Here is an 18,769-nt window from a genome sequence, read left to right as displayed (position 1 = left end):
GCGTAATATTGGAATGAGGGGAAGAAATGAAGTACGTAACACTTTTACTTCAAGTAGGCGTGCTATATATGTTTAGCTTAGCTGGTACGTGGATTCAGGGAATATTCCATCTATCGATGCCAGGAAGTTTAATAGGAATGTTAATGCTGTTCCTACTCCTTTCTACTCGTATTTTACCATTAAAGTGGTTTGAGTTAGGAGCAGAAAAGTTAATCTTATTTTTACCGTTATTTCTAATTCCTTCGACAACAGGATTAATGGAATATGGATCTTTTCTTTTAAGTAAGGGAAGTATTATATTCCTTTTAGTTGTTGCAAGTACGGTAGTAACATTGATTGTTTCAGGGTATGTAAGTCAATTATTAGTAACATTCAAAAAATAAAATCGACAAGGTGCACGATTCAAATGGTCTTAATACTTATTACTGTAGTCATATATTTATTTGCGACAAAGCTGTATAAAAAATATACGTTTCCATTTATGTTACCAGTATTAACAGTTACAGCAATTATGATTTGCTTATTTCTGATGTTTGGCATTTCTCATCATAAGTATAAGGAAAATGGTGGGGACGTTCTTTCAGGCTTTTTGAGTCCTGCAATTGTAGCGTTAGCCATACCTCTATTTAAAGAACGAAAGATACTTATGAAAAACTTTTTATCGATACTTATTGGCGTATTGATAGGTATAGTGGCTTTAACGAGTATGAATGTAGTGATTGGTGGGATTTTGAATATAGATAAGGAATTTATACTAACAACTCTTCCGCAATTAGCGACAATGCCAATTGCCATTTCATTAGCGGATCAAATTGGTGGTATTCCAACTATGACTTCTAGTTTTGTAGTTGTTGCAGGAATAACAGGTGCTATTATCGGACCGACAGTACTTAAGTTTTTCCGGATAACAAGTACGATTGGAAAAGGAGTGGGGATGGGCTGCGCATCACATATTATCGGTGTGAGTCGACTCGTGAAGGAAGGCGAGAAAGAAGCGACTATCGGTTCAGTAACGATGATTGTAACAGGAATACTCATTAGTATATTAATACCTTATGGAACGAAATTTATATTTTAAAAGTTGTAATAAGAAGTATAATGCTACTTATTTTAAAATGTATGGAGATGATAAAAGTGACAACATGGTTTATAGTTACATTATTTATTTTTGGTGCCATTAAAGTTCTAGTTTCTAGTATGCCAACTTCTGTTGTAGAATCCATTATTAGTAGATTTGAATTACATCAAAAACTTGATGAAGAACATACGACTGTATCGCTAGATGGAAAGAATATAGAGGGCGAAATGAAACTGCAAGTTATAAATGATTTTAACGAGGCTTTATTTTTAGATAAACATTATTTTCCGCCACAAGGTGAAGGCACGCCGATAATCATTGAAACGAAAAAAGGAAAAAGAGTAATTACGTTATCGATATATAGTTATGAAGAACATGTTGATGTAATAAGGCAATATAAGAAGAAAGTTGTTGCCTATCGTTTACGTTCTAAAAGTCTTCAAACGTTTGCACCATTAGCAGTAACTGAAGAGTATGCTTAAGAAGAGACCTATAATGGTCTCTTTATTTTTGTATCCAATTATATACTTTCCAAATAAAAGAAAGGAACACCATATAACCAAATAAAGAATATGTATGGTTCCAGTCTGCACTATGTATAAATAAACCTAAACCTTCAGCAACTTGTTCAAAAATGCTAGCACAAATACCTATGGAAATAATAAATATAGTTCTAGAAACGGCAGATAATGTTTTTGAAATTTGTATGAAAATGATTGTTAAAATCGGTAGTACAAACAACGTAAAGCCAATGTTAACTGAGAATATGGATGGGAAGGGCCTAACTGGAAAGAAATATATGTGCTTATGGACAAAGAAAGCATCTAAGTAAGTTCCGATAATTGAAGAGAGTAAGATTGTAACTGCTAATGCTAGAAAATTATTCTTCTTCTCGAAGGAGGACATTTTTCTTTGCGAGAATTGCCAGTTCAATTTTTTCGAGTGTTTTGCAGTAGTCTTCTGTAATTTGTCCATTCATATTTTCCTCCTTATCCACTAAGTAATTTACAACTTGCCAGTCCGTAAACCAATCTTCACTTTCAACTTCTTCATGCTTCATATCTCGCCATGCATAGATGAGTGCAGGGCTGTATATACGATATGCGCCACTACGCAACTGGCATTTCTTTATTCGGCGTTTATAAAACTCACGGGAAAAAGATTCATTTACACTTGAAAATAAATGAGGCCAGTAATCTTTCCTTGAGCCTGTATGTGGATGATGCTCGGCCCAATATATGATTTGAGATAAAATATGTGTATCTCGAAATAATAATGAATACAACCTTTTTCCAATTAAGATTCGTTCATGCAAGGAAGTAAAATGTTTCATTGTATCGCCAATTAATAAAGTTTTTTGATTTGTATTATTTTCGTAGAAAGGGAAAAGGATATGATTAAACTGAAAGAAATCAAAGAGTTTAAATCCGATACTATTGAGTACGGTCTTTTGAAAGTGTGCATTTTGAATCACTCTTTTTTCTAAGTAGTTTTGCTCATTAATAATAGTTGCGATTGCTAATGTTTTTTTGTTCCCAGTTTTCCAAAAATCGTTCCACATCGTTTCCATAAATGTAGAAACATTTAGGTGAGGGAGAAGATGAAATAGCTTTTTCGCTTTTTTAACACTTTGTTCATAAAGTAAAAATTGAGGATATACATCTTGAAAAATGAGCCAATTCCCTCTTTCTAAAAAAGAAAAAAATGTAATTTGATCTTTCTCTGATAAAAGTTTCGTATATAAGTCTCCTTTTAAATCAGTCATATTCCAACCACCGTTACGTGATACCATATGCCCAAGTAGTGCCCAATGTATTTCTGGATATCGAATGTAAAATTGGTAGTATGCGCGTGTTCTCGTAACATTATTTTTATTTAGTTGTTCTGTCTGTATTTTTATATTGTTGATGATGAATTGTTCTTCTTTCGTTAATGTATACATGGTGTCAGAATGAATGAGTTTGCTTTTTTGTTTCAATTCATTTTTTACATCGAATAGGGAGAGAGGCAGTGCTTTGGAAGGTCCGTTATATGTATGATTTGAATTGCTTCGGTCCATTCCGTTACCTCCCTTTTTCATAAGTTTAAACGTGATTATTGGCTATGAATCATTCTATTTATCCCGGGGCAGTAAGATCCCCACCTCAAAATTCAGTGGAGGTCGGGCTGCCCGTAAAAGCCCGATTGGTGAGGGCTGATAATCAGTGGGGGATGAACCCCCCCCCACTAAATAAAGTTTCACTTTATTTTATTACAAGTATAAGAAATAAATGAGCGGTGTTTTTTTACAAGGAATTTATTTATCATGCAAATAGTATAAAAAATCTTACCGTTATGAAGCGAAAAGAAAAACAGAAACTATGCTTAATAGTTTCTGTTTTTTTATTTTGTCAATTTAATGTAACAAATGACAATTATGATTTGAATCAATTGAAAATAATTCAATAGCTTTTAATAAATACAATTTTTATGAAATGTACAGCAGGAGGAAAAGAAATGCTTAATAAAATAATTTTAATTACTGGTGGTACAGGTTCGTGGGGACATGAACTTATAAAACAATTATTAGAAAAATCACCGAAAGAAATTAGAATTTTTTCAAGGAATGAAACGGTTCAGTTTGAAATGCAGCAACAGTTTATAAATGAAACTAGATTAAAATTTATCATTGGAGATATTCGTGATAAAGACCAACTCGTTTATGCTTGCCAAGATGTACATTATGTATTCCATCTTGCAGCATTAAAACATGTTCCAGTATGTGAGTATTATCCTTATGAAGCTATAAAAACAAATATACATGGTACGCAAAATGTAATTGAAGCATCTATCCAGATGCAAGTTGAGAAAGTTATATATGTTTCAACAGATAAAGCAGCGGATCCATCAAATACGTATGGGATGACAAAAGCAATTGGTGAAAAATTAATGGTTAATGCGAATGTGCAAACGAAGAAAACAAAATTCATTTGTGTTCGTGGAGGAAATGTTTTAGGGACGAGCGGAAGTGTAGTGCCGCTTTTTAAAAAGCAAATTAAGAAGTCTTCACAAATAGGAATTACAGATGTAAATATGACTAGATTTTTCTTAACGATTGAAGATGCTGTTCGGTTGTTATTTAAAGCAGCATTTGACGGAAGAGGAGGGGAGATCTTTGTCATGAAAATGCCGGCATGTAAAATCACAGATTTAGCAAAGGTGTTAATCGAAGATTCGAAAAAAGAAAATGTGAAGATAAAAGAAGTAGGGATAAGGCCTGGTGAAAAATTAAGTGAAATGCTTTTATCTGAAGTAGAGAGTAAAACAAGTATAAGTTTTGATCAAAATTATTTTGTGGTACTACCGACTATTCCTATAGAGGGACTTCAAGAATATTATGCTAGTTATCCGCTTGTGGATGTGAAGAGTTTTAGTTCTCAACAAGACTTACTTGCAAAAGATGAGGTGAAACAAATGCTATTAAAAGGAGGATTTCTACGATGAAAAAAAATGCAAGCCTTTTAATAACTGGTGCAAATGGTTTCACAGGTCGACATGCTTGCCAATATTTTTTAGAGCAGGGCTTTCATGTAATTCCTATGTTTCAAAACCGTCCACATAGAGAAAACATCGGAAATAGTATTACTTGTGATTTAACTAATAAGAGCGAAGTAATGAAGGTAATGAAACAAATAAAACCAGACTATGTATTGCATTTAGCAGGAAGAAATTCAGTTATAGAGTCTTGGACAGCTTCTCTTGAATACATGGAGGTTAATGTAATAGGGACTTTGTATTTATTAGAAGCGATTAAGCAAGAAGCTTCGCATTGTAAAACATTAGTTATAGGATCTGCATTGCAAGCAGATAGTATGAATAACATAAAAGTTTCAAATCCATATAGTTTAAGTAAAACGATGCAAGTCATTATTGCAGAGGCTTGGGGCGGATTAATGGATTCAAATATTATCATTGCAAAGCCCTCAAACTTAATTGGTCCAGGAGAATCGAATGGCATTTGTTCGATTCTCGCAAAAAAAATGATAGATATAGAATCGGATAGGAGTAAAGCGATTATTGAAGTAAGCAGTTTGAAAGATAGTAGGGATTTTCTAGATGTACGTGATGCGGTTAAAGCGTATCATGTGTTATTACGTAATGGTATAAATGGGAAACAATATAATATTGGATCAGGAGTGAGACGATCTTTATTAGATGTACTAGAACAATATAAAAGATTAACACAGCTCCATTTTACTATAAAAGAAACAGAGAATAGTGGAAGCAGCTCAAATGAGAGCTTAGTAATAGAGGATATAAAAAAGTTAGGTTGGATCCCAGAAATTCAATTTCATCAATCATTAAAAGATGTACTTGAATATGCGAAGTGCAGTGACATCTGCATGCAATGAAAAATAAAAAAGGGTGTAAGAAGTATATGAATGTGAATGGTTATGAAGCAATAAATAATCAAAATACACTATTTCTTTCGATTGTCGATACGCTGGATTGGAAAGATGAAGAAGCGCATGTTTTGCACATCTATGAGGCGATAAATAAATGTCGAGCATACGTGGAAAAGGTTAATCGGAAAAATCCAGCAGTAGAGACGGGAATTAGGCCTGTAATCCAAGTCTTTACTCAGTGTGAATGTAGTGAGTATGGAAATGATTTTTATGAACTCATCAAAGATCTTTTGCAAGATATAGGATTTGAGTTAAATATTTATATAAATAATAGTAAGTTTACTTACATGTAATAGATTGATATAAAGCAAGATTTTTAATGATAAAGGTGGATATAAGTTATGAATAAAAAGATTCTCTTTACTGGGGGCGGTACAGCAGGACACGTTATGATTAATATGGTATTGATTCCTAAATTTATGGAAAAAGGATGGGGAGTTGAGTATATTGGATCTCAAAATGGAATTGAAAAGTTATTAGTTCAAAATGTTAAGTACAATAGTATTTCAACGGGGAAGCTTCGGAGATATTGGGATTGGGAGAACTTTAAAGATCCTTTTAAAATTATAAAAGGCTGCTTACAAAGTTATAAATTAATTAAGAAAGTGAAGCCAGACGTTATCTTTTCGGCAGGAGGATTTGTTTCAGTTCCTGTAGTTATAGGGGCATGGTTAAATCATGTACCAATCGTAATACGTGAGCCAGACAGTACGTTAGGGTTAGCAAATAAAATAGCATTGCCTTTTGCTACAAAACTATGCACAACATTTCCTCATACAGGGGAGAATGTAAGTAACGAGAAAAAAGTTTATGTAGGACCAATTGTAAGGGAAGAAATTGAGAGAGGTAGCGTATTACGAGGAAGAAGTTATTGTGAATTTCAGCAAGATAAGCCAGTATTGTTAATTATGGGTGGGAGTCAAGGGGCTAAGTGGATAAATGATATGGTAAGGAAAAGTTTAGATACATTATTATTAAGTTTTAATATTGTTCATATGTGCGGTAAAGGAAAGGTAGATTCATCTATTGGCATGGAAGGTTATATGCAATTTGAATATATAGGGGAAGAATTGCCGCATATATTGAATATGGCAAGTGTTGTCGTTTCCAGAGCGGGTTCTACTGCTATTTCTGAATTGTTATTTTTGAAGAAACCGATGTTGCTTATCCCGTTAACTAACGGTTCCAGTAGAGGGGATCAAGTTTTAAATGCTGACTATTTTTCTAGGCAAGGGTATGCGGAAGTTTTACTTCAAGACAGAGCAAGTAATAGTGCATTTACACATGCAGTAAACCGGCTATATGCAAATAAGGAGAGATATGTTCAAAACATGAATGGATATAAGAAAACAAATGATGAGGGGATTCATCAATTAATAGATTTAATAAATGAAGTGGTGAAATAATAGAAAGTTAAATAGAAAAACAAAAGGAAAGAAGGTATCTTCTTTCCTTTTGTTTTTCAAATTCATTATTATGTAGCCTATTATATTCTGTATAGAGCTATATACTATAGACGAATACCGTTTTTTAACAGCTTAGTAAATGCATTAGAATAAATAGGTTTACTGTAATAGTAACCTTGAATAAACTGACATTTATTTTTTTGAAGGAAATTCACGTGTTCTTTCGTTTCTACACCTTCAGCGATAACCGACATCTCTAATGTATGTGCTAATGTGATGATTGTTTTAATGATTTCCATTCCATCTTCACACGTTTCAGACATTGTCATAAATTCCCTCGGGATTTTTAAAGTATCGATTGGATATAAAGGTAAGTAAGCAAGCGAAGAATAGCCTGTACCAAAGTCGTCGATTGAAATGTGAATTCCTAAATTTTTTAGTGTACGCAGTTTTATTAATGTTTCTCTTTCATCCATCATTGCAATTCGTTCTGTTAATTCAAGATCGAGAGAACTTGCTGGTAAGCCTGTAGTTGCTAAAGTAAATGAAATAGACTTTACAAAATCTTCTTGTTCAAATTCTTTAGCAGATAAATTTACTCCTATTTTTAAATGAGAATACCCGAGTACATGCCAACGTTTCATTTGCTCACAAGCTTGTTGTAATGTCCATTTTCCTATTGGAATAATTTGTAGTGTTTCTTCAGCAATAGGAATAAATTCGTATGGAGAAATAACACCTAATTCGGGATGGTTCCATCTGATCAAAGCTTCAGCACCGATAATTTTGTTAGATTCACTGTCAACTTGAGGTTGATATAAAAGGAATAATTCTTCATTTTGAAGTGCATTTGGTAAATCTTTCTCTAATCGTAATCGTCTTTCAATTTTTTTAGCGATTACATCGTCATAAATAGAGACTGAATTAAGCTCTTTTTCTTTCGCATCATACATTGCGACATTAGCATTTTTCAAAAGTGTAGAGGCATCGATTCCAGAATGTGGATAAATAGCGATACCAATACTAAGTGATACATTTAATTTTTGTTCATGTATGACAAATGGTTTTTTCATACTTTCAAATAATTCGTTACATAACTGGAATAAGGAATCATGGTCAGTATAGTTTTCAATTAAGATTGTGAATTCATCGCCACCGATTCTTGATACATAAGTATGTGATGGAAGACATGATTGGAATCGCTGTGCCACTTCTTCTAATATGTGATCACCTGACGAATGCCCAAGTGTATCGTTAATTGCTTTAAAGCGGTCTAAATCTAAATATAATAATGCGAACTCACTATTTATTGTTTGAGCATTCTTTATAACTTTTCTTAATTTCTTATGGAAATAGGCTCGATTCCCAATTTTCGTTACAGCATCGTGGAATGCTAAATATTTTATTTCTTCTTGTTGTTTTTTTTGTGCGGTAATATCCTTTACCATAATATAGCTTCCTGAAATTTGTCCATCTATCATAATAGGGACGATGGTAACGTATAAAAAATAAATAAAACCATCTTTATATTGAGAACTAAGTTGTAAGCATGCCGATTTTTGTTGTTTAACTTTTTCTAATGCAGTTAACAGTTTGTGTTTATCTTCATCTAAAATGATCGAGAAACATGTCTCACCGAGTAACTCGTTTGTTGGTGCTCCGAGTAGGACGCTTCCTGCCTTATTTACATTTAAGAATACTCCATTTAAATCAATTGTAAAAATAGGGTCAGGGTGATATTCATATAATGATTCGAATTTTTGCTGTTTCTCAGATAGAGCCTCTGACTTATGGACTAAATCAGAAGTCCTTAAAGTAACTTTATCTTCAAGTTGAGCATTAAATGCTTGTAGACGTTTTGTTAGAGTAGCATTTTGCATACCCACAATAGAATGTCGAATAAGTACAAAAACAAAAGCGATACAATTTCCTGTAATGAGAGTGGAAGATGATGTTTGTTCTTTTAACGTAAACCCGATTAGTATTGCGACGGCAAGGTAGGGGAATACGACTAAAACTTTTTTCCCTAATTTAGGGTGTACAGTAAAATAATTTTTATTGCTATTATAATCGTCTGAAATGGAACCAGCTATTGCGATAAGTAATATAGGTACTCTATATAAAAGACGTAATAGCGTTATAGTATCATTTGCTAAATGGCTATATAGGTAGAAGTAAATATAGTTAAAAGTTGCAGAACTTATTAATACAAAAATAAAAATATAAATTTTCCGTTTGGAATTAAAAACAGTTGGGCGGAAAAAGAGACTAACACTTAGTAGAAGAAATAATAGGTCTGCAATTGGATATAGAAAGGAAAGAAAAATATCTCCCAGTGAAAGGGAAAATATATTTAAATCTGGCTGATTAAATAAATACCATTCTAATGTGAATACGGAAATGAGTACTATGCATAGATCACAAATAAAGAATGCCTTTTCCCATTTGTTGCATTCTTTTAAGATTTTATAGCAGAAAGCGATAAGGCAGAAGACTAGAAAAAACATGTAAAATACATCAGAAACAGTAAAACGATGTATTGGAATCTCAAAAAACTTATCTTGATACGTATATACTATTTTTCCTAATAAAAAACTACCAATTGCTATTGTGATACATATCCAAAAAGGATTTGAACTAACTTTTTTAGAATATATAGAGTAAATTAGTGATACAAATGTAATGGCTTCAATGATGAGTGAAGCGAAGCGTACATTGAAATTTGAAAAATGAGTAGGGAACAGAAAGAAAAACATAAAATAGATTGAATAGCATACTAATGTTGTAATTAATATGCATAGTTGTAAATTTTTATTTAATTTCAATAAAATCACCTTCTTTAATTACGCACCATATTTGTAATATCTATACATAATAATATTACTTAAGGATTGTATCAGATTTCCATATAAAAAGCATGCTAATAAGAAAAGAATTGAAGAGTGTAATACTTCTTAAAATTGAAAAAGTATTGCGTTCAATAATTTTTAGTTTATAAGGAATATAGATAGAATTTGTATATTTAGTCATCCTTTAGATTTTAAAGGTTTTTTAGTGATTTGCAAGCAGAGATGCAACATTACATATAAAATGACAAGGGACTTCCTTCTAAGTTATAAAACGAAAGGGAAGACTTCCTGTTTTGAAATCTGAAAATTTATAATTGAAAATAAGTTCCGGGAAGTAATATGATAAGAAAGTATGATTTTGTGGGTTTGATAGTGTTGCCATTAAAACTATAAAAAGAGGGTGAACTTTTAATGTTATGTCGAATTAAAGATGCAGAAATATACTACGAAATTGTTGGAGAGGGGAAACCAGTCCTTATTATACATGGGTGTGCCCCTGATCATAGGTTAATGCAAAGATGTATGGAATCAGTATTTCAGAAATATGAAGGATATCAAAAAATTTATATTGATTTACCTGGCATGGGAAAATCGAACGCTCCAGATTGGATAAATAGTTCAGACCATATATTAGAAGTACTTATTGCATTTATTGAGGAGATTATTTCTACTGAAAAATTCTTATTGGTAGGAGAATCGTACGGAGGATATTTGGCTAGAGGGATACTCTCAAAGATGTCTGAGAAGGTGAATGGATTATTGTTAGTATGTCCTGTTGTTGTAGCACAACCAAAAGAAAGACTTTTACCGGATAAACAGGTACTTGTACGAGACGAGGAGTTTTTAAATACGCTCACTTCTATCGAAAGAGAAGAATTTTGCGATTTGGCAGTGGTAGCAAATGAATATACATATACACGATTCAAAGAAGAAATTAAGCCAGGATTAGATGTTGCTAATTATGAATTTATTGAAAGGTTGCAAAAGAATTACCCTCTTACTATAGATTTTCACCGTAAGAAATATGAGAAACCCGTTCTTTTATTAGCTGGAAGACAAGATATAACAGTAGGGTATCAAGATATTATAGGAATGATTGAAAATTATCCAAGAGCGACATTAGCTGTGTTAGACACGGCAGGACATAATTTGCAAATTGAACAGCCTGAACTATTTGAGAGTTTAGTAGGAGAGTGGATTAGAAGAACAACTTAGCAAAGTATATAAAGTATATTAAAGGAGAATAAATTAATATTGCGATTACGCCTAAGTTTTTGGATGGGACAGATTAACGTGATGTATAAACAATCTTAAGGAGGAATTATGAGTACATTTATTTACATGGTTAGACATGGTGAATCACTTAAAATAGAGGGGAATGAAAGAACACGTGGATTAACTGAGAAAGGAAATTTAGATACTCATAGAGTAACTGAGATATTAAAAACAGAGGGAATTGATACTTTCATTTCAAGTCCGTATAAGAGAGCTATGTTAACGATAGAAGAGGCAGCTAATTTCTATGAAAAAGAAATAGTAGTATATGAAAATCTTAAAGAGTGTCGATTTGCAAGTGAGGATCAGATTATATTAGACAAAGAGGTGTATCCACTTGTAAAGAAGATGTTCTCTAATCCGGACTTTGCACGAACGGAAGGAGAGTCATATGCGGATTGCCAGAGAAGAGTAGTGAAAGTATTAAAAGAAATCTTAATGGGTTTTCAAGGGCGCAAAATTGTAATTGGTACACATGGGCTTGTCATGACATTGATGATGAACTATTTTGATAAGCAATATGGGCTTGAATTTTTAATGAATACAGCAAAACCGGATATATATAAGATGGAATTTAAAGAAGAACAATTAATGAATGTAGAGAGATTATGGAAAGCTGAATAAAATTGGTTGCATGGATTTTGCTGTAAAAGTTACTTTTATAGCAAAATCTTTTTTATTTGAATAGAAAGCATCTTTATCAACTATTTTTAGAATGTTACATCAATAAGTAATTATTCAGTGTTTGAATAAATTATGGGGGAATTGGTTTAGGGAAACAATTTTAAATGTGTCAAAACTCCAAACGTTGGATTTATATGCATTAGGAGAAAAAGATGTAGAATTTTGTCTTGTTGTACGTGTTTACTTTTTATTCCGTTACATATAGGCTTTGTGGTGTAAGGGGGAGACATCGCCTTTACGCTAAATTTAGAAGGAGGTCATTGTGATGAAAAAGATGAAAAAATTTGCGGGAGTAGCTTTAGCGGGGACAATTGGATTAAGCGGACTACTTTTTTTAGAACCGAGTATAAGTGCTGCAGAAACATCGCAAGTGCAAGAGGAGAATGTTAATGCGATTCATGTAAAGATGAATCAAAGTGAGCATTATTTATTGAGTGGTAGAAGTATTGATGTTCTTTCGGGAGATAAAGAAGCAATTCAGCTAAATAAATATACAATTAGTTTTAGTAAACCTGGCGAGTATGTGATTAGGGTAAATGGTTGTGTTTATGACGATATCTATACTTTTACTGTGAGTGAGTAGTATATATTTTTATATTGTGAGATAAAAAAAGAAACACCCTATTTGCGGTGGGAATCGTAAATAGGGTGAATTATTTGTTAGAAAGTTAATGAAAAGAGCAATAGGTATTCAGTTGTATTTTATATATTTTCATTAATTTGCTCTTTATTTTTGTTATGTAAAGTATGTAAAAGTGTTTGAAATACTGTAAATGATTGCTGAAAGATTGGACTTTGAATAAAAGTGTATAGAAACGTTACGATGAAAACAGGACCTCCTAGCATATATCCAATAACTAATACAACGCATTCTACTATGATCCTAGCACGACTAATAGACAGTCCCGTTTTGTCGGAAATAGTAAGCATGAATCCATCGCGAGGTCCAGCGCCAATTCCAGCCGCAACATACATACCTCCCCCAATACCTGTGATTGCAATACCGGAAAATAAGATGAGTAAGTTTATCCATAAATAATGAGTAGCGTTTGGAAGGATATTTGATTGTAAGAAAAAGTCCATAATAGGACCGATAAGTAGTGCATTTAAAAATGTGCCCACGTTTATATATTTTCGATCTACTAGTAAAGAAATGAGAACGAGACATAATCCACATATGACACTCCACGTACCAATGGTCCATCCAAATCTTTGGTAGAGGGCCATATTTAAAACTTCCCACGGATGCAAACCGAGAAATTTAACTTTGACTGCAAGAGCGTTTCCAAGGCCAAAGAAAATTAATCCTAAGAAAAAAAGAAAATAGCGAAAGAGAGTTAGCCTCATCTTTAAAACCTCCCATATTTTATAATTATGTATGTTACCTGTTACGGTTTTAATGTACAAATATTATGTCTTTTTATCATTCGTTTAAAATTGTTAACAATGTAAATGAAATATACATCTTCACAGTCAAAAAAGTTAAAATATTTCGTTTTAAGGATTATAATGGAGAAAGAAACAGAAAAGGGAGTGAACGAACTTGAAACAAGAACTTATTGAAAGATTTACGAGATATGTAAAAATTGATACCCAATCAAATGAAGAAAGCCATACAGTACCAACAACACCCGGACAAATTGAATTTGGTAAGTTATTAGTTGAAGAGTTAAAAGAAATTGGGTTAACAGAAGTAACGATGGATGACAATGGTTATGTGATGGCAACACTTCCCGCTAATACGGACAAGGATGTGCCTGTAATCGGATTTTTAGCCCATTTAGATACGGCAACAGACTTTACAGGGAAAAACGTAAAACCACAAATTCATGAAAATTTTGATGGTAATGCAATTACGTTAAATGAAGAGTTAAATGTTGTATTAACACCAGAGCAGTTCCCGGAATTACCATCATATAAAGGTCATACGATTATTACAACTGATGGTACAACACTTCTAGGAGCAGATGATAAAGCTGGTCTTACAGAAATTATGGTTGCAATGAACTATTTAATACATAATCCGCAAATTAAGAACGGGAAAATAAGAGTAGCATTTACACCGGATGAAGAAATTGGTCGTGGGCCAGCGCATTTTGATGTAGAAGCGTTTGGTGCATCATTTGCTTACACGATGGATGGAGGTCCATTAGGTGGTTTAGAGTATGAAAGTTTTAATGCTGCAGGTGCTAAGTTAACGTTTAACGGAACGAATACACATCCTGGAACAGCGAAAAATAAAATGCGTAACGCAACTAAACTTGCTATGGAGTTTAATGGGCATCTACCGGTAGAAGATGCACCAGAATATACGGAAGGTTATGAAGGGTTCTATCATTTACTTTCTTTAAATGGTGATGTTGAGCAAAGTAAGGCGTATTACATTATTCGAGATTTTGATCGTGAAAATTTTGAGACACGTAAAAATAACGTTGAAAATATTGTGAAGCAAATGCAAGAGAAGTATGGGCAAGATGCGGTCGTTTTAGAAATGAATGATCAATATTATAACATGCTTGAAAAAATTGAACCGGTAAGAGAAATTGTTGATATTGCATATGAAGCGATGAAAAGTTTAAATATCGAACCGAACATTCACCCGATTCGCGGTGGAACAGATGGATCACAATTATCATATATGGGATTACCGACGCCAAATATTTTCACTGGTGGTGAAAACTACCATGGTAAATTTGAGTATGTTTCGGTAGATACTATGGAAAAAGCTGTTCAAGTTATTGTAGAAATCGCAAGACGATTTGAAGAACAAGCTTAGAAAAGAACCAAGTAGTACGAATGTGCTACTTGGTTCTTTTTAATATAGCACTCGCCACAAATAAAAAGTTGCATAAGATTCCCAATTTGTCCAGTTTGCCGCAAAGTCTTTTATTTCATTTTTAGTCGGTTTATTTTGGGAACCTGTAATAAATTTAATTGCATTATGCAGACCAACATCATCAATTGGAAAGGCTGAAGGGAAGCGTAAACAGCGCATTAAAACATAGTGGGCAGTCCACGGTCCTATACCATGGATAGCGGTTAATTGTTTTTCAGCAATTTTTACATCTTGTGTTTGTAGTAACGATTCTTTTGATAGTTTCCCTTCTGTAATAAGCTTCGCAATACCGATTAAATATTCACATTTTCTAGTCGTCATTTTTAATTTTTTAAGATCCTCTACATGTAAATTTGCAATTGTTTCAGGTGATGGGAATATCCTATGTTTTCTATCGTGCCATTCTACGTAACTTCCAAATTGTTCAACTAATCTTCTTTTTAGCGTATAAGCATATGCGAGGTTAATTTGTTGACCGATAATTCCCCAGGAAAGTGCTTCAAATAAATCTGGAATACCTAATGTGCGAAGCCCATAATAATCTTGAATAGGGCCTTGAAGGAGTGGATCATGTTTAGCTAATGTATAAAAAGGAGCTAAATCGGTAGTGAAATCAAACCACTCTATTACATAGTTAGCTACAGCATCACATACCCATTTTTCAGAGTTATAGGATTCTCCTAAAAAACGTATTTGAATATTTCCGTCAGTATTTATACTAATTTCAACTAAAGGATTTACATGTTCAACAGGAATGACTTTATAAATTTTGTTATCTTCAATGTGAAACATACATTCATTGTTAGAACGTGATAGATAGCGTAAGTTTTCTTGGAAATTAAATTCTTTTGGAGCTGCTAAAGTCAATGCGTTATTATATTCTGCTGTCATATGAATTCCACCTGTAATTTTTCTAATGTGAGCAATTCTTTTTTCATTTCTAATCCGCCTCTAAAACCAGTTAGTTTTCCATCTTTTCCTATAACGCGATGGCAAGGAATCGTAATGAGAAGAGGGTTGGCGGCAATAGCAGAAGCAACGGCACGCACAGCTGTAGGTTTTTGAATTCTTTCAGCAATTTCTGAATAAGAATAGGTCTTCCCGTAAGGAATTTCACGTACCGTATTCCAAACGGATAATTGAAAAGCAGTTCCATAAGTATCGATAGGGAAAGTAAAAGTTTCACGCTTGTTTTCTAAATACTCGATAATTTCTTTCGTATATGTTTGCATGTAATCTGGATTGCAAGTCAATATATGTTGGGGCTGTTTTTTTCTAGCCCATATATTTAGTTCTTCAAAGTTTGCGTCTTGTGATCCAATAAAACAAATTCCATTTTCAGTTGCAGCAATATGAAAGCACCAATTTTTATGTGTAAGTAGCGTCCAATATATAAATTTATTTTTGTAGGAATTCATTATTGTCTCTCTCTTTCATTACGTTCTTTTTTCGATATTCAGTAGGAGTAAATCCAGTTTTCTTTTTAAATAAAGTTGCGAAATACTCTTGGTTTTCTATCCCGACAGCAGTACTAATTTCCTTAACGGATTGCTTTGTATGTGAAAGATATTCTGTCGCTTTTACAATCCTGAATTGCTGTATATATTCCATCGGGCTAATTCCTGTTATTCTTTTGAAAGTGCGTTGTAAATGAAAGGGGCTACCGTGGCACATTTCCGCCAGTATGTCGAGAGTTAATGCTTCGTCAAAATGCTTTTCAATATACTCTTTAATTTGTTCTACCCACTCTTCATTTGGTAAAGTGATCCCATTTGGTTTACAACGTTTGCATGGACGAAAGTTTTCCTGCAATGCCTGCTCTGCATGAAGAAAAATTCGTACATTGTTTTGATTTGGTATTCTTGATTTACACGATGGTCGGCAAAAGATACCAGTTGATTTCACAGCATAAAAGAATTTGTTGTCATAGGAAGAATCATTATGAATAATTGCTTGCCAATACACACTTGTTAACATAAATCCTCCATTGTGCAAAGAACATCACCTCTGAAATTAGTATAACCTGAATATAGTGCGTATGTACGTATTCAAAAATGTAAGAGCAAGATTACAAAGATGAAAATATGATTGTTTTTCTATTTTGTGATAGCATGAACTTTGAAAGTGAACAGCAAGAGGAGGATTATAAGTGAAGTTAATTTCATGGAATGTAAATGGTTTACGTGCAGTTATCGCAAAAGGTGGGTTTTTAGAATACCTTGAGGAATCTAATGCAGATATATTTTGTCTACAAGAAATTAAATTACAGAGTGGACAAATTGATTTAAATCCAGAGGGATATTATACATATTGGAATTATGCTGTGAAAAAAGGCTATTCAGGAACGGCAATTTTTACGAAAAAAGAACCGCTTTCTGTTACGTACGGTTTAGGCATTGAAGAGCATGATCAAGAAGGAAGAGTCATTACTTTAGAATTCGAAGATTTTTACATGATAACGTTATACACGCCAAACTCAAAACGAGGATTAGAGCGTTTAGATTACAGAATGGAATGGGAAGATGATTTCAGGACTTATATAAAGCAATTAGATGAAAAGAAACCAGTTGTTTTCTGTGGAGATTTAAATGTTGCTCATAAAGAAATAGATTTAAAAAATCCAAAAAGTAACCGTAAAAACCCTGGATTTTCTGATGAGGAAAGGGAGAAGTTTACACGTATTTTAGAAGAAGGATTTGTTGATACGTATCGTCACCTTTATCCTAATCAGGAAGGCGCATACTCTTGGTGGTCCTATCGTATGGGAGCAAGAGCGAAAAATATCGGATGGCGTTTAGATTATTTTGTTGTCTCTGAAAGAATAAAAGGGCAAATAACAGATGCCAAAATTAACAGTGAAATAATGGGATCAGACCATTGCCCAGTTGAATTACATATAAATTTCTAAAAAAAGAAGTATCTCGCTAATAATAGGCGGATACTTCTTTTTAATTCAGTTTGTTAAAATTTTTCAAATCATTCTTGAAATAATTGCATATTAAATATATACTTAGTAACGATAATCATTATCAGTGAAAAGGGTTATCAATGGATGAAGTGTGAAAGAATTATAGTTTAGGGGAAGTGAACGAGAATGAGTTCCGGATAAAATTATTAATTTAATGAATTATATGCATGGAACAAGTTTCATGTAGTTAAGTTTTTATATAAAAATAATCTATTTACAGGTTTCGAGAGGAGATATATAAAGATGAACAAGAAGTTATTTACATTAGGGATGGTTACAGTTTTAAGTGTAGGGTTAGCGGCATGTAATAGTGCGGATAAAACTTCAGGGGAGCAAAAGCAACAGACAAAAGCTACGGAAACGAAAAAAGACGAAAAGCGAAAAATCACATATTTAGGTAAAGAATATACAGTGCCAGCAAAAGTAGATAAAATTGCGACAGCTAGTTTAGAGTCAATGGAAGATGCGGCCGTACTTGGAATTAAACCAGTTGGTGCGATTACTGTAGGTGGTAAATTACCAAAGTATCTTGAAAAAGATTTAGAGGGTGCAAAATCTGTTGGTGAGAAAATGCAACCGAATTTTGAAACATTACTTCAATTAAAACCAGATGTTATTACATCAAGTACGAAATTCCCAGCAGAAACAGCTGAAAAGTTTACGAAAGTAGCTCCGACGTTCCCAGTATCACACGTTTCAACAAATTGGGAAGATAACTTAAAGTTAATGGGAGAATTAACTGGTAAAAAAGATAAGGCAGAAAAGATTATTAAAGATTACAATGCGGACGCTGAAAAAGCAAAAGCAAAACTAGGAGATAAGTTAAAAGACAAAAAAGTACTTGTCGTTAGACTAAGAGCAAACGAATTATTCCTATATCCTGAAGGCGTATACTTTAACCCTGTTATTTATAAAGATCTTGGACTAACTGCTCCAGAGCAATTGAAAACTGTAAAAGCACAAGAGAAAATTTCATTTGAAAAACTTGCTGAACTTAACCCGGATTATATTTTCTTACAATACGAGGCAAGTGAAAATAAAAACCCGAAAGTGCTAGAAGAAATTGAAAGCAATCCAATTTGGCAAAGTATGAATGCTGCGAAAGAAAAGAAAGTATTTGTAAACGTTGTGGATCCAATGGCACAAGGTGGTACAGCTTGGAGTAAAACAGCATTCTTAAAAGAAGCAGTGAAAAATTTATCTAAATAATACAATAAGTAAGGTGCGT

Annotated in this window: 20 protein-coding genes; 13 read left to right on the top strand and 7 right to left on the bottom strand. The window is 33.2% G+C overall.

Going from position 1 to position 18,769, the window contains the following annotated elements:
- Positions 1-26: 26 nt before the first annotated feature.
- From JDS95_RS03235 to JDS95_RS03225, 3 genes are read left to right on the top strand one after another with little or no spacing between them, the layout of a single operon-like run.
- Positions 27-383 (top strand): CidA/LrgA family holin-like protein, encoded by a 357-nt coding sequence (locus JDS95_RS03235; RefSeq protein ID WP_000878478.1) that lies wholly within the window; start codon positions 27-29, stop codon positions 381-383.
- A 23-nt stretch (positions 384-406) separates the two neighbouring features.
- On the top strand, positions 407-1,078 hold the full coding sequence (locus JDS95_RS03230; RefSeq protein WP_000242989.1) for an LrgB family protein: 672 nt from the start codon (positions 407-409) through the stop codon (positions 1,076-1,078).
- 56 nt (positions 1,079-1,134) lie between these two features.
- Positions 1,135-1,560 (top strand): YfmQ family protein, encoded by a 426-nt coding sequence (locus JDS95_RS03225; RefSeq protein WP_000214609.1) that lies wholly within the window; start codon positions 1,135-1,137, stop codon positions 1,558-1,560.
- A 22-nt stretch (positions 1,561-1,582) separates the two neighbouring features.
- Here JDS95_RS03225 and JDS95_RS03220 read toward each other — a convergent pair whose 3' ends face one another.
- The gene (locus JDS95_RS03220) at positions 1,583-1,984 is read right to left on the bottom strand and encodes a CBO0543 family protein (RefSeq protein ID WP_131202366.1); all 402 of its coding nucleotides are present in this window, start codon (positions 1,982-1,984) and stop codon (positions 1,583-1,585) included.
- Positions 1,959-3,137, bottom strand: a complete 1,179-nt coding sequence (locus JDS95_RS03215; protein WP_000376156.1) for a DUF2515 domain-containing protein — start codon at positions 3,135-3,137, stop codon at positions 1,959-1,961. Before JDS95_RS03215 ends, JDS95_RS03220 begins: the two co-directional genes overlap by 26 nt.
- Before the next feature lie 437 nt (positions 3,138-3,574).
- On the opposite strand from JDS95_RS03215, the gene JDS95_RS03210 reads away from it, so the two are divergent.
- Genes JDS95_RS03210 through JDS95_RS03195 form a run of 4 tightly spaced genes read left to right on the top strand, consistent with a single transcriptional unit; the run spans position 3,575 to position 6,929 of the window.
- Positions 3,575-4,561, top strand: a complete 987-nt coding sequence (locus JDS95_RS03210; RefSeq protein ID WP_000932594.1) for a UDP-N-acetylglucosamine 4,6-dehydratase family protein — start codon at positions 3,575-3,577, stop codon at positions 4,559-4,561.
- A complete protein-coding gene (locus tag JDS95_RS03205) occupies positions 4,558-5,469 on the top strand; it encodes an SDR family oxidoreductase (protein ID WP_000739101.1) in 912 nt (303 codons plus the stop codon). Before JDS95_RS03210 ends, JDS95_RS03205 begins: the two co-directional genes overlap by 4 nt.
- On the top strand, positions 5,466-5,816 hold the full coding sequence (locus JDS95_RS03200) for a DUF6572 domain-containing protein (protein WP_002093408.1): 351 nt from the start codon (positions 5,466-5,468) through the stop codon (positions 5,814-5,816). Before JDS95_RS03205 ends, JDS95_RS03200 begins: the two co-directional genes overlap by 4 nt.
- A gap of 48 nt (positions 5,817-5,864) precedes the next feature.
- Positions 5,865-6,929 (top strand): undecaprenyldiphospho-muramoylpentapeptide beta-N-acetylglucosaminyltransferase, encoded by a 1,065-nt coding sequence (locus JDS95_RS03195; RefSeq protein WP_001035077.1) that lies wholly within the window; start codon positions 5,865-5,867, stop codon positions 6,927-6,929.
- A 104-nt stretch (positions 6,930-7,033) separates the two neighbouring features.
- Here JDS95_RS03195 and JDS95_RS03190 read toward each other — a convergent pair whose 3' ends face one another.
- Entirely contained in the window at positions 7,034-9,754 is a 2,721-nt protein-coding gene (locus tag JDS95_RS03190) for a sensor domain-containing protein (RefSeq protein WP_199690283.1), read from the bottom strand.
- Positions 9,755-10,189: 435 nt separating this feature from the next.
- Here JDS95_RS03190 and JDS95_RS03185 point away from each other — a divergent pair, with 435 nt between their 5' ends.
- The 3 genes from JDS95_RS03185 to JDS95_RS03175 all read left to right on the top strand — a co-directional run bounded on the left by JDS95_RS03185 (position 10,190) and on the right by JDS95_RS03175 (position 12,320).
- The gene (locus tag JDS95_RS03185) at positions 10,190-10,993 is read left to right on the top strand and encodes an alpha/beta fold hydrolase (protein WP_000882567.1); all 804 of its coding nucleotides are present in this window, start codon (positions 10,190-10,192) and stop codon (positions 10,991-10,993) included.
- A 108-nt stretch (positions 10,994-11,101) separates the two neighbouring features.
- Positions 11,102-11,677, top strand: a complete 576-nt coding sequence (locus JDS95_RS03180) for a histidine phosphatase family protein (RefSeq protein WP_000102868.1) — start codon at positions 11,102-11,104, stop codon at positions 11,675-11,677.
- 325 nt (positions 11,678-12,002) lie between these two features.
- A complete protein-coding gene (locus JDS95_RS03175; RefSeq protein WP_000738320.1) occupies positions 12,003-12,320 on the top strand; it encodes a hypothetical protein in 318 nt (105 codons plus the stop codon).
- 119 nt (positions 12,321-12,439) lie between these two features.
- On the opposite strand, the gene JDS95_RS03170 is transcribed toward JDS95_RS03175, so the two are convergent.
- Positions 12,440-13,084: a YczE/YyaS/YitT family protein gene (locus tag JDS95_RS03170; protein ID WP_001241268.1), complete on the bottom strand. Its 645-nt coding sequence runs from the start codon at positions 13,082-13,084 to the stop codon at positions 12,440-12,442.
- A gap of 196 nt (positions 13,085-13,280) precedes the next feature.
- Here JDS95_RS03170 and pepT point away from each other — a divergent pair, with 196 nt between their 5' ends.
- Positions 13,281-14,513: a peptidase T gene (gene pepT, locus JDS95_RS03165; protein WP_199690281.1), complete on the top strand. Its 1,233-nt coding sequence runs from the start codon at positions 13,281-13,283 to the stop codon at positions 14,511-14,513.
- A 39-nt stretch (positions 14,514-14,552) separates the two neighbouring features.
- On the opposite strand, the gene JDS95_RS03160 is transcribed toward pepT, so the two are convergent.
- The 3 genes from JDS95_RS03160 to JDS95_RS03150 are packed head-to-tail and all read right to left on the bottom strand — an operon-like array spanning position 14,553 to position 16,568.
- Positions 14,553-15,464: a DNA-3-methyladenine glycosylase 2 gene (locus JDS95_RS03160; RefSeq protein ID WP_000123490.1), complete on the bottom strand. Its 912-nt coding sequence runs from the start codon at positions 15,462-15,464 to the stop codon at positions 14,553-14,555.
- On the bottom strand, positions 15,461-15,991 hold the full coding sequence (locus JDS95_RS03155; RefSeq protein WP_001089817.1) for a methylated-DNA--[protein]-cysteine S-methyltransferase: 531 nt from the start codon (positions 15,989-15,991) through the stop codon (positions 15,461-15,463). Before JDS95_RS03155 ends, JDS95_RS03160 begins: the two co-directional genes overlap by 4 nt.
- Positions 15,972-16,568, bottom strand: a complete 597-nt coding sequence (locus tag JDS95_RS03150) for a bifunctional transcriptional activator/DNA repair enzyme AdaA (protein ID WP_033660749.1) — start codon at positions 16,566-16,568, stop codon at positions 15,972-15,974. Before JDS95_RS03150 ends, JDS95_RS03155 begins: the two co-directional genes overlap by 20 nt.
- Positions 16,569-16,722: 154 nt before the next feature.
- Here JDS95_RS03150 and JDS95_RS03145 point away from each other — a divergent pair, with 154 nt between their 5' ends.
- The gene (locus JDS95_RS03145) at positions 16,723-17,481 is read left to right on the top strand and encodes an exodeoxyribonuclease III (protein ID WP_000767610.1); all 759 of its coding nucleotides are present in this window, start codon (positions 16,723-16,725) and stop codon (positions 17,479-17,481) included.
- A gap of 303 nt (positions 17,482-17,784) precedes the next feature.
- Complete coding sequence (locus JDS95_RS03140; protein ID WP_001035500.1) at positions 17,785-18,750, top strand: iron-hydroxamate ABC transporter substrate-binding protein; 966 nt, start codon at positions 17,785-17,787, stop codon at positions 18,748-18,750.
- Positions 18,751-18,769 lie beyond the last annotated feature (19 nt).

Origin of the sequence: Bacillus cereus group sp. N24, from assembly GCF_016483345.1 — a bacterium.
GTDB classification, from domain to species: domain Bacteria; phylum Bacillota; class Bacilli; order Bacillales; family Bacillaceae_G; genus Bacillus_A; species Bacillus_A toyonensis.
Note: the sequence above shows the minus strand (reverse complement) of the source record. Positions and strands in the feature narration are given on the sequence as shown.

What these genes read in the sequence shown, in the direction of transcription:
- JDS95_RS03170 (WP_001241268.1), bottom strand. Translation starts at nt 13,084, where the DNA reads ATGAGGCTAACTCTCTTTCGCTATTTTCTTTTTTTCTTAGGATTAATT.
- JDS95_RS03200 (WP_002093408.1), top strand. Translation starts at nt 5,466, where the DNA reads ATGAAAAATAAAAAAGGGTGTAAGAAGTATATGAATGTGAATGGTTAT.
- JDS95_RS03160 (WP_000123490.1), bottom strand. Translation starts at nt 15,464, where the DNA reads ATGACAGCAGAATATAATAACGCATTGACTTTAGCAGCTCCAAAAGAA.
- JDS95_RS03140 (WP_001035500.1), top strand. Translation starts at nt 17,785, where the DNA reads ATGAACAAGAAGTTATTTACATTAGGGATGGTTACAGTTTTAAGTGTA.
- JDS95_RS03210 (WP_000932594.1), top strand. Translation starts at nt 3,575, where the DNA reads ATGCTTAATAAAATAATTTTAATTACTGGTGGTACAGGTTCGTGGGGA.
- JDS95_RS03155 (WP_001089817.1), bottom strand. Translation starts at nt 15,991, where the DNA reads ATGAATTCCTACAAAAATAAATTTATATATTGGACGCTACTTACACAT.
- JDS95_RS03180 (WP_000102868.1), top strand. Translation starts at nt 11,102, where the DNA reads ATGAGTACATTTATTTACATGGTTAGACATGGTGAATCACTTAAAATA.
- JDS95_RS03235 (WP_000878478.1), top strand. Translation starts at nt 27, where the DNA reads ATGAAGTACGTAACACTTTTACTTCAAGTAGGCGTGCTATATATGTTT.
- JDS95_RS03230 (WP_000242989.1), top strand. Translation starts at nt 407, where the DNA reads ATGGTCTTAATACTTATTACTGTAGTCATATATTTATTTGCGACAAAG.
- JDS95_RS03215 (WP_000376156.1), bottom strand. Translation starts at nt 3,137, where the DNA reads ATGGACCGAAGCAATTCAAATCATACATATAACGGACCTTCCAAAGCA.
- JDS95_RS03220 (WP_131202366.1), bottom strand. Translation starts at nt 1,984, where the DNA reads ATGTCCTCCTTCGAGAAGAAGAATAATTTTCTAGCATTAGCAGTTACA.
- JDS95_RS03195 (WP_001035077.1), top strand. Translation starts at nt 5,865, where the DNA reads ATGAATAAAAAGATTCTCTTTACTGGGGGCGGTACAGCAGGACACGTT.
- JDS95_RS03205 (WP_000739101.1), top strand. Translation starts at nt 4,558, where the DNA reads ATGAAAAAAAATGCAAGCCTTTTAATAACTGGTGCAAATGGTTTCACA.
- JDS95_RS03175 (WP_000738320.1), top strand. Translation starts at nt 12,003, where the DNA reads ATGAAAAAGATGAAAAAATTTGCGGGAGTAGCTTTAGCGGGGACAATT.
- JDS95_RS03185 (WP_000882567.1), top strand. Translation starts at nt 10,190, where the DNA reads ATGTTATGTCGAATTAAAGATGCAGAAATATACTACGAAATTGTTGGA.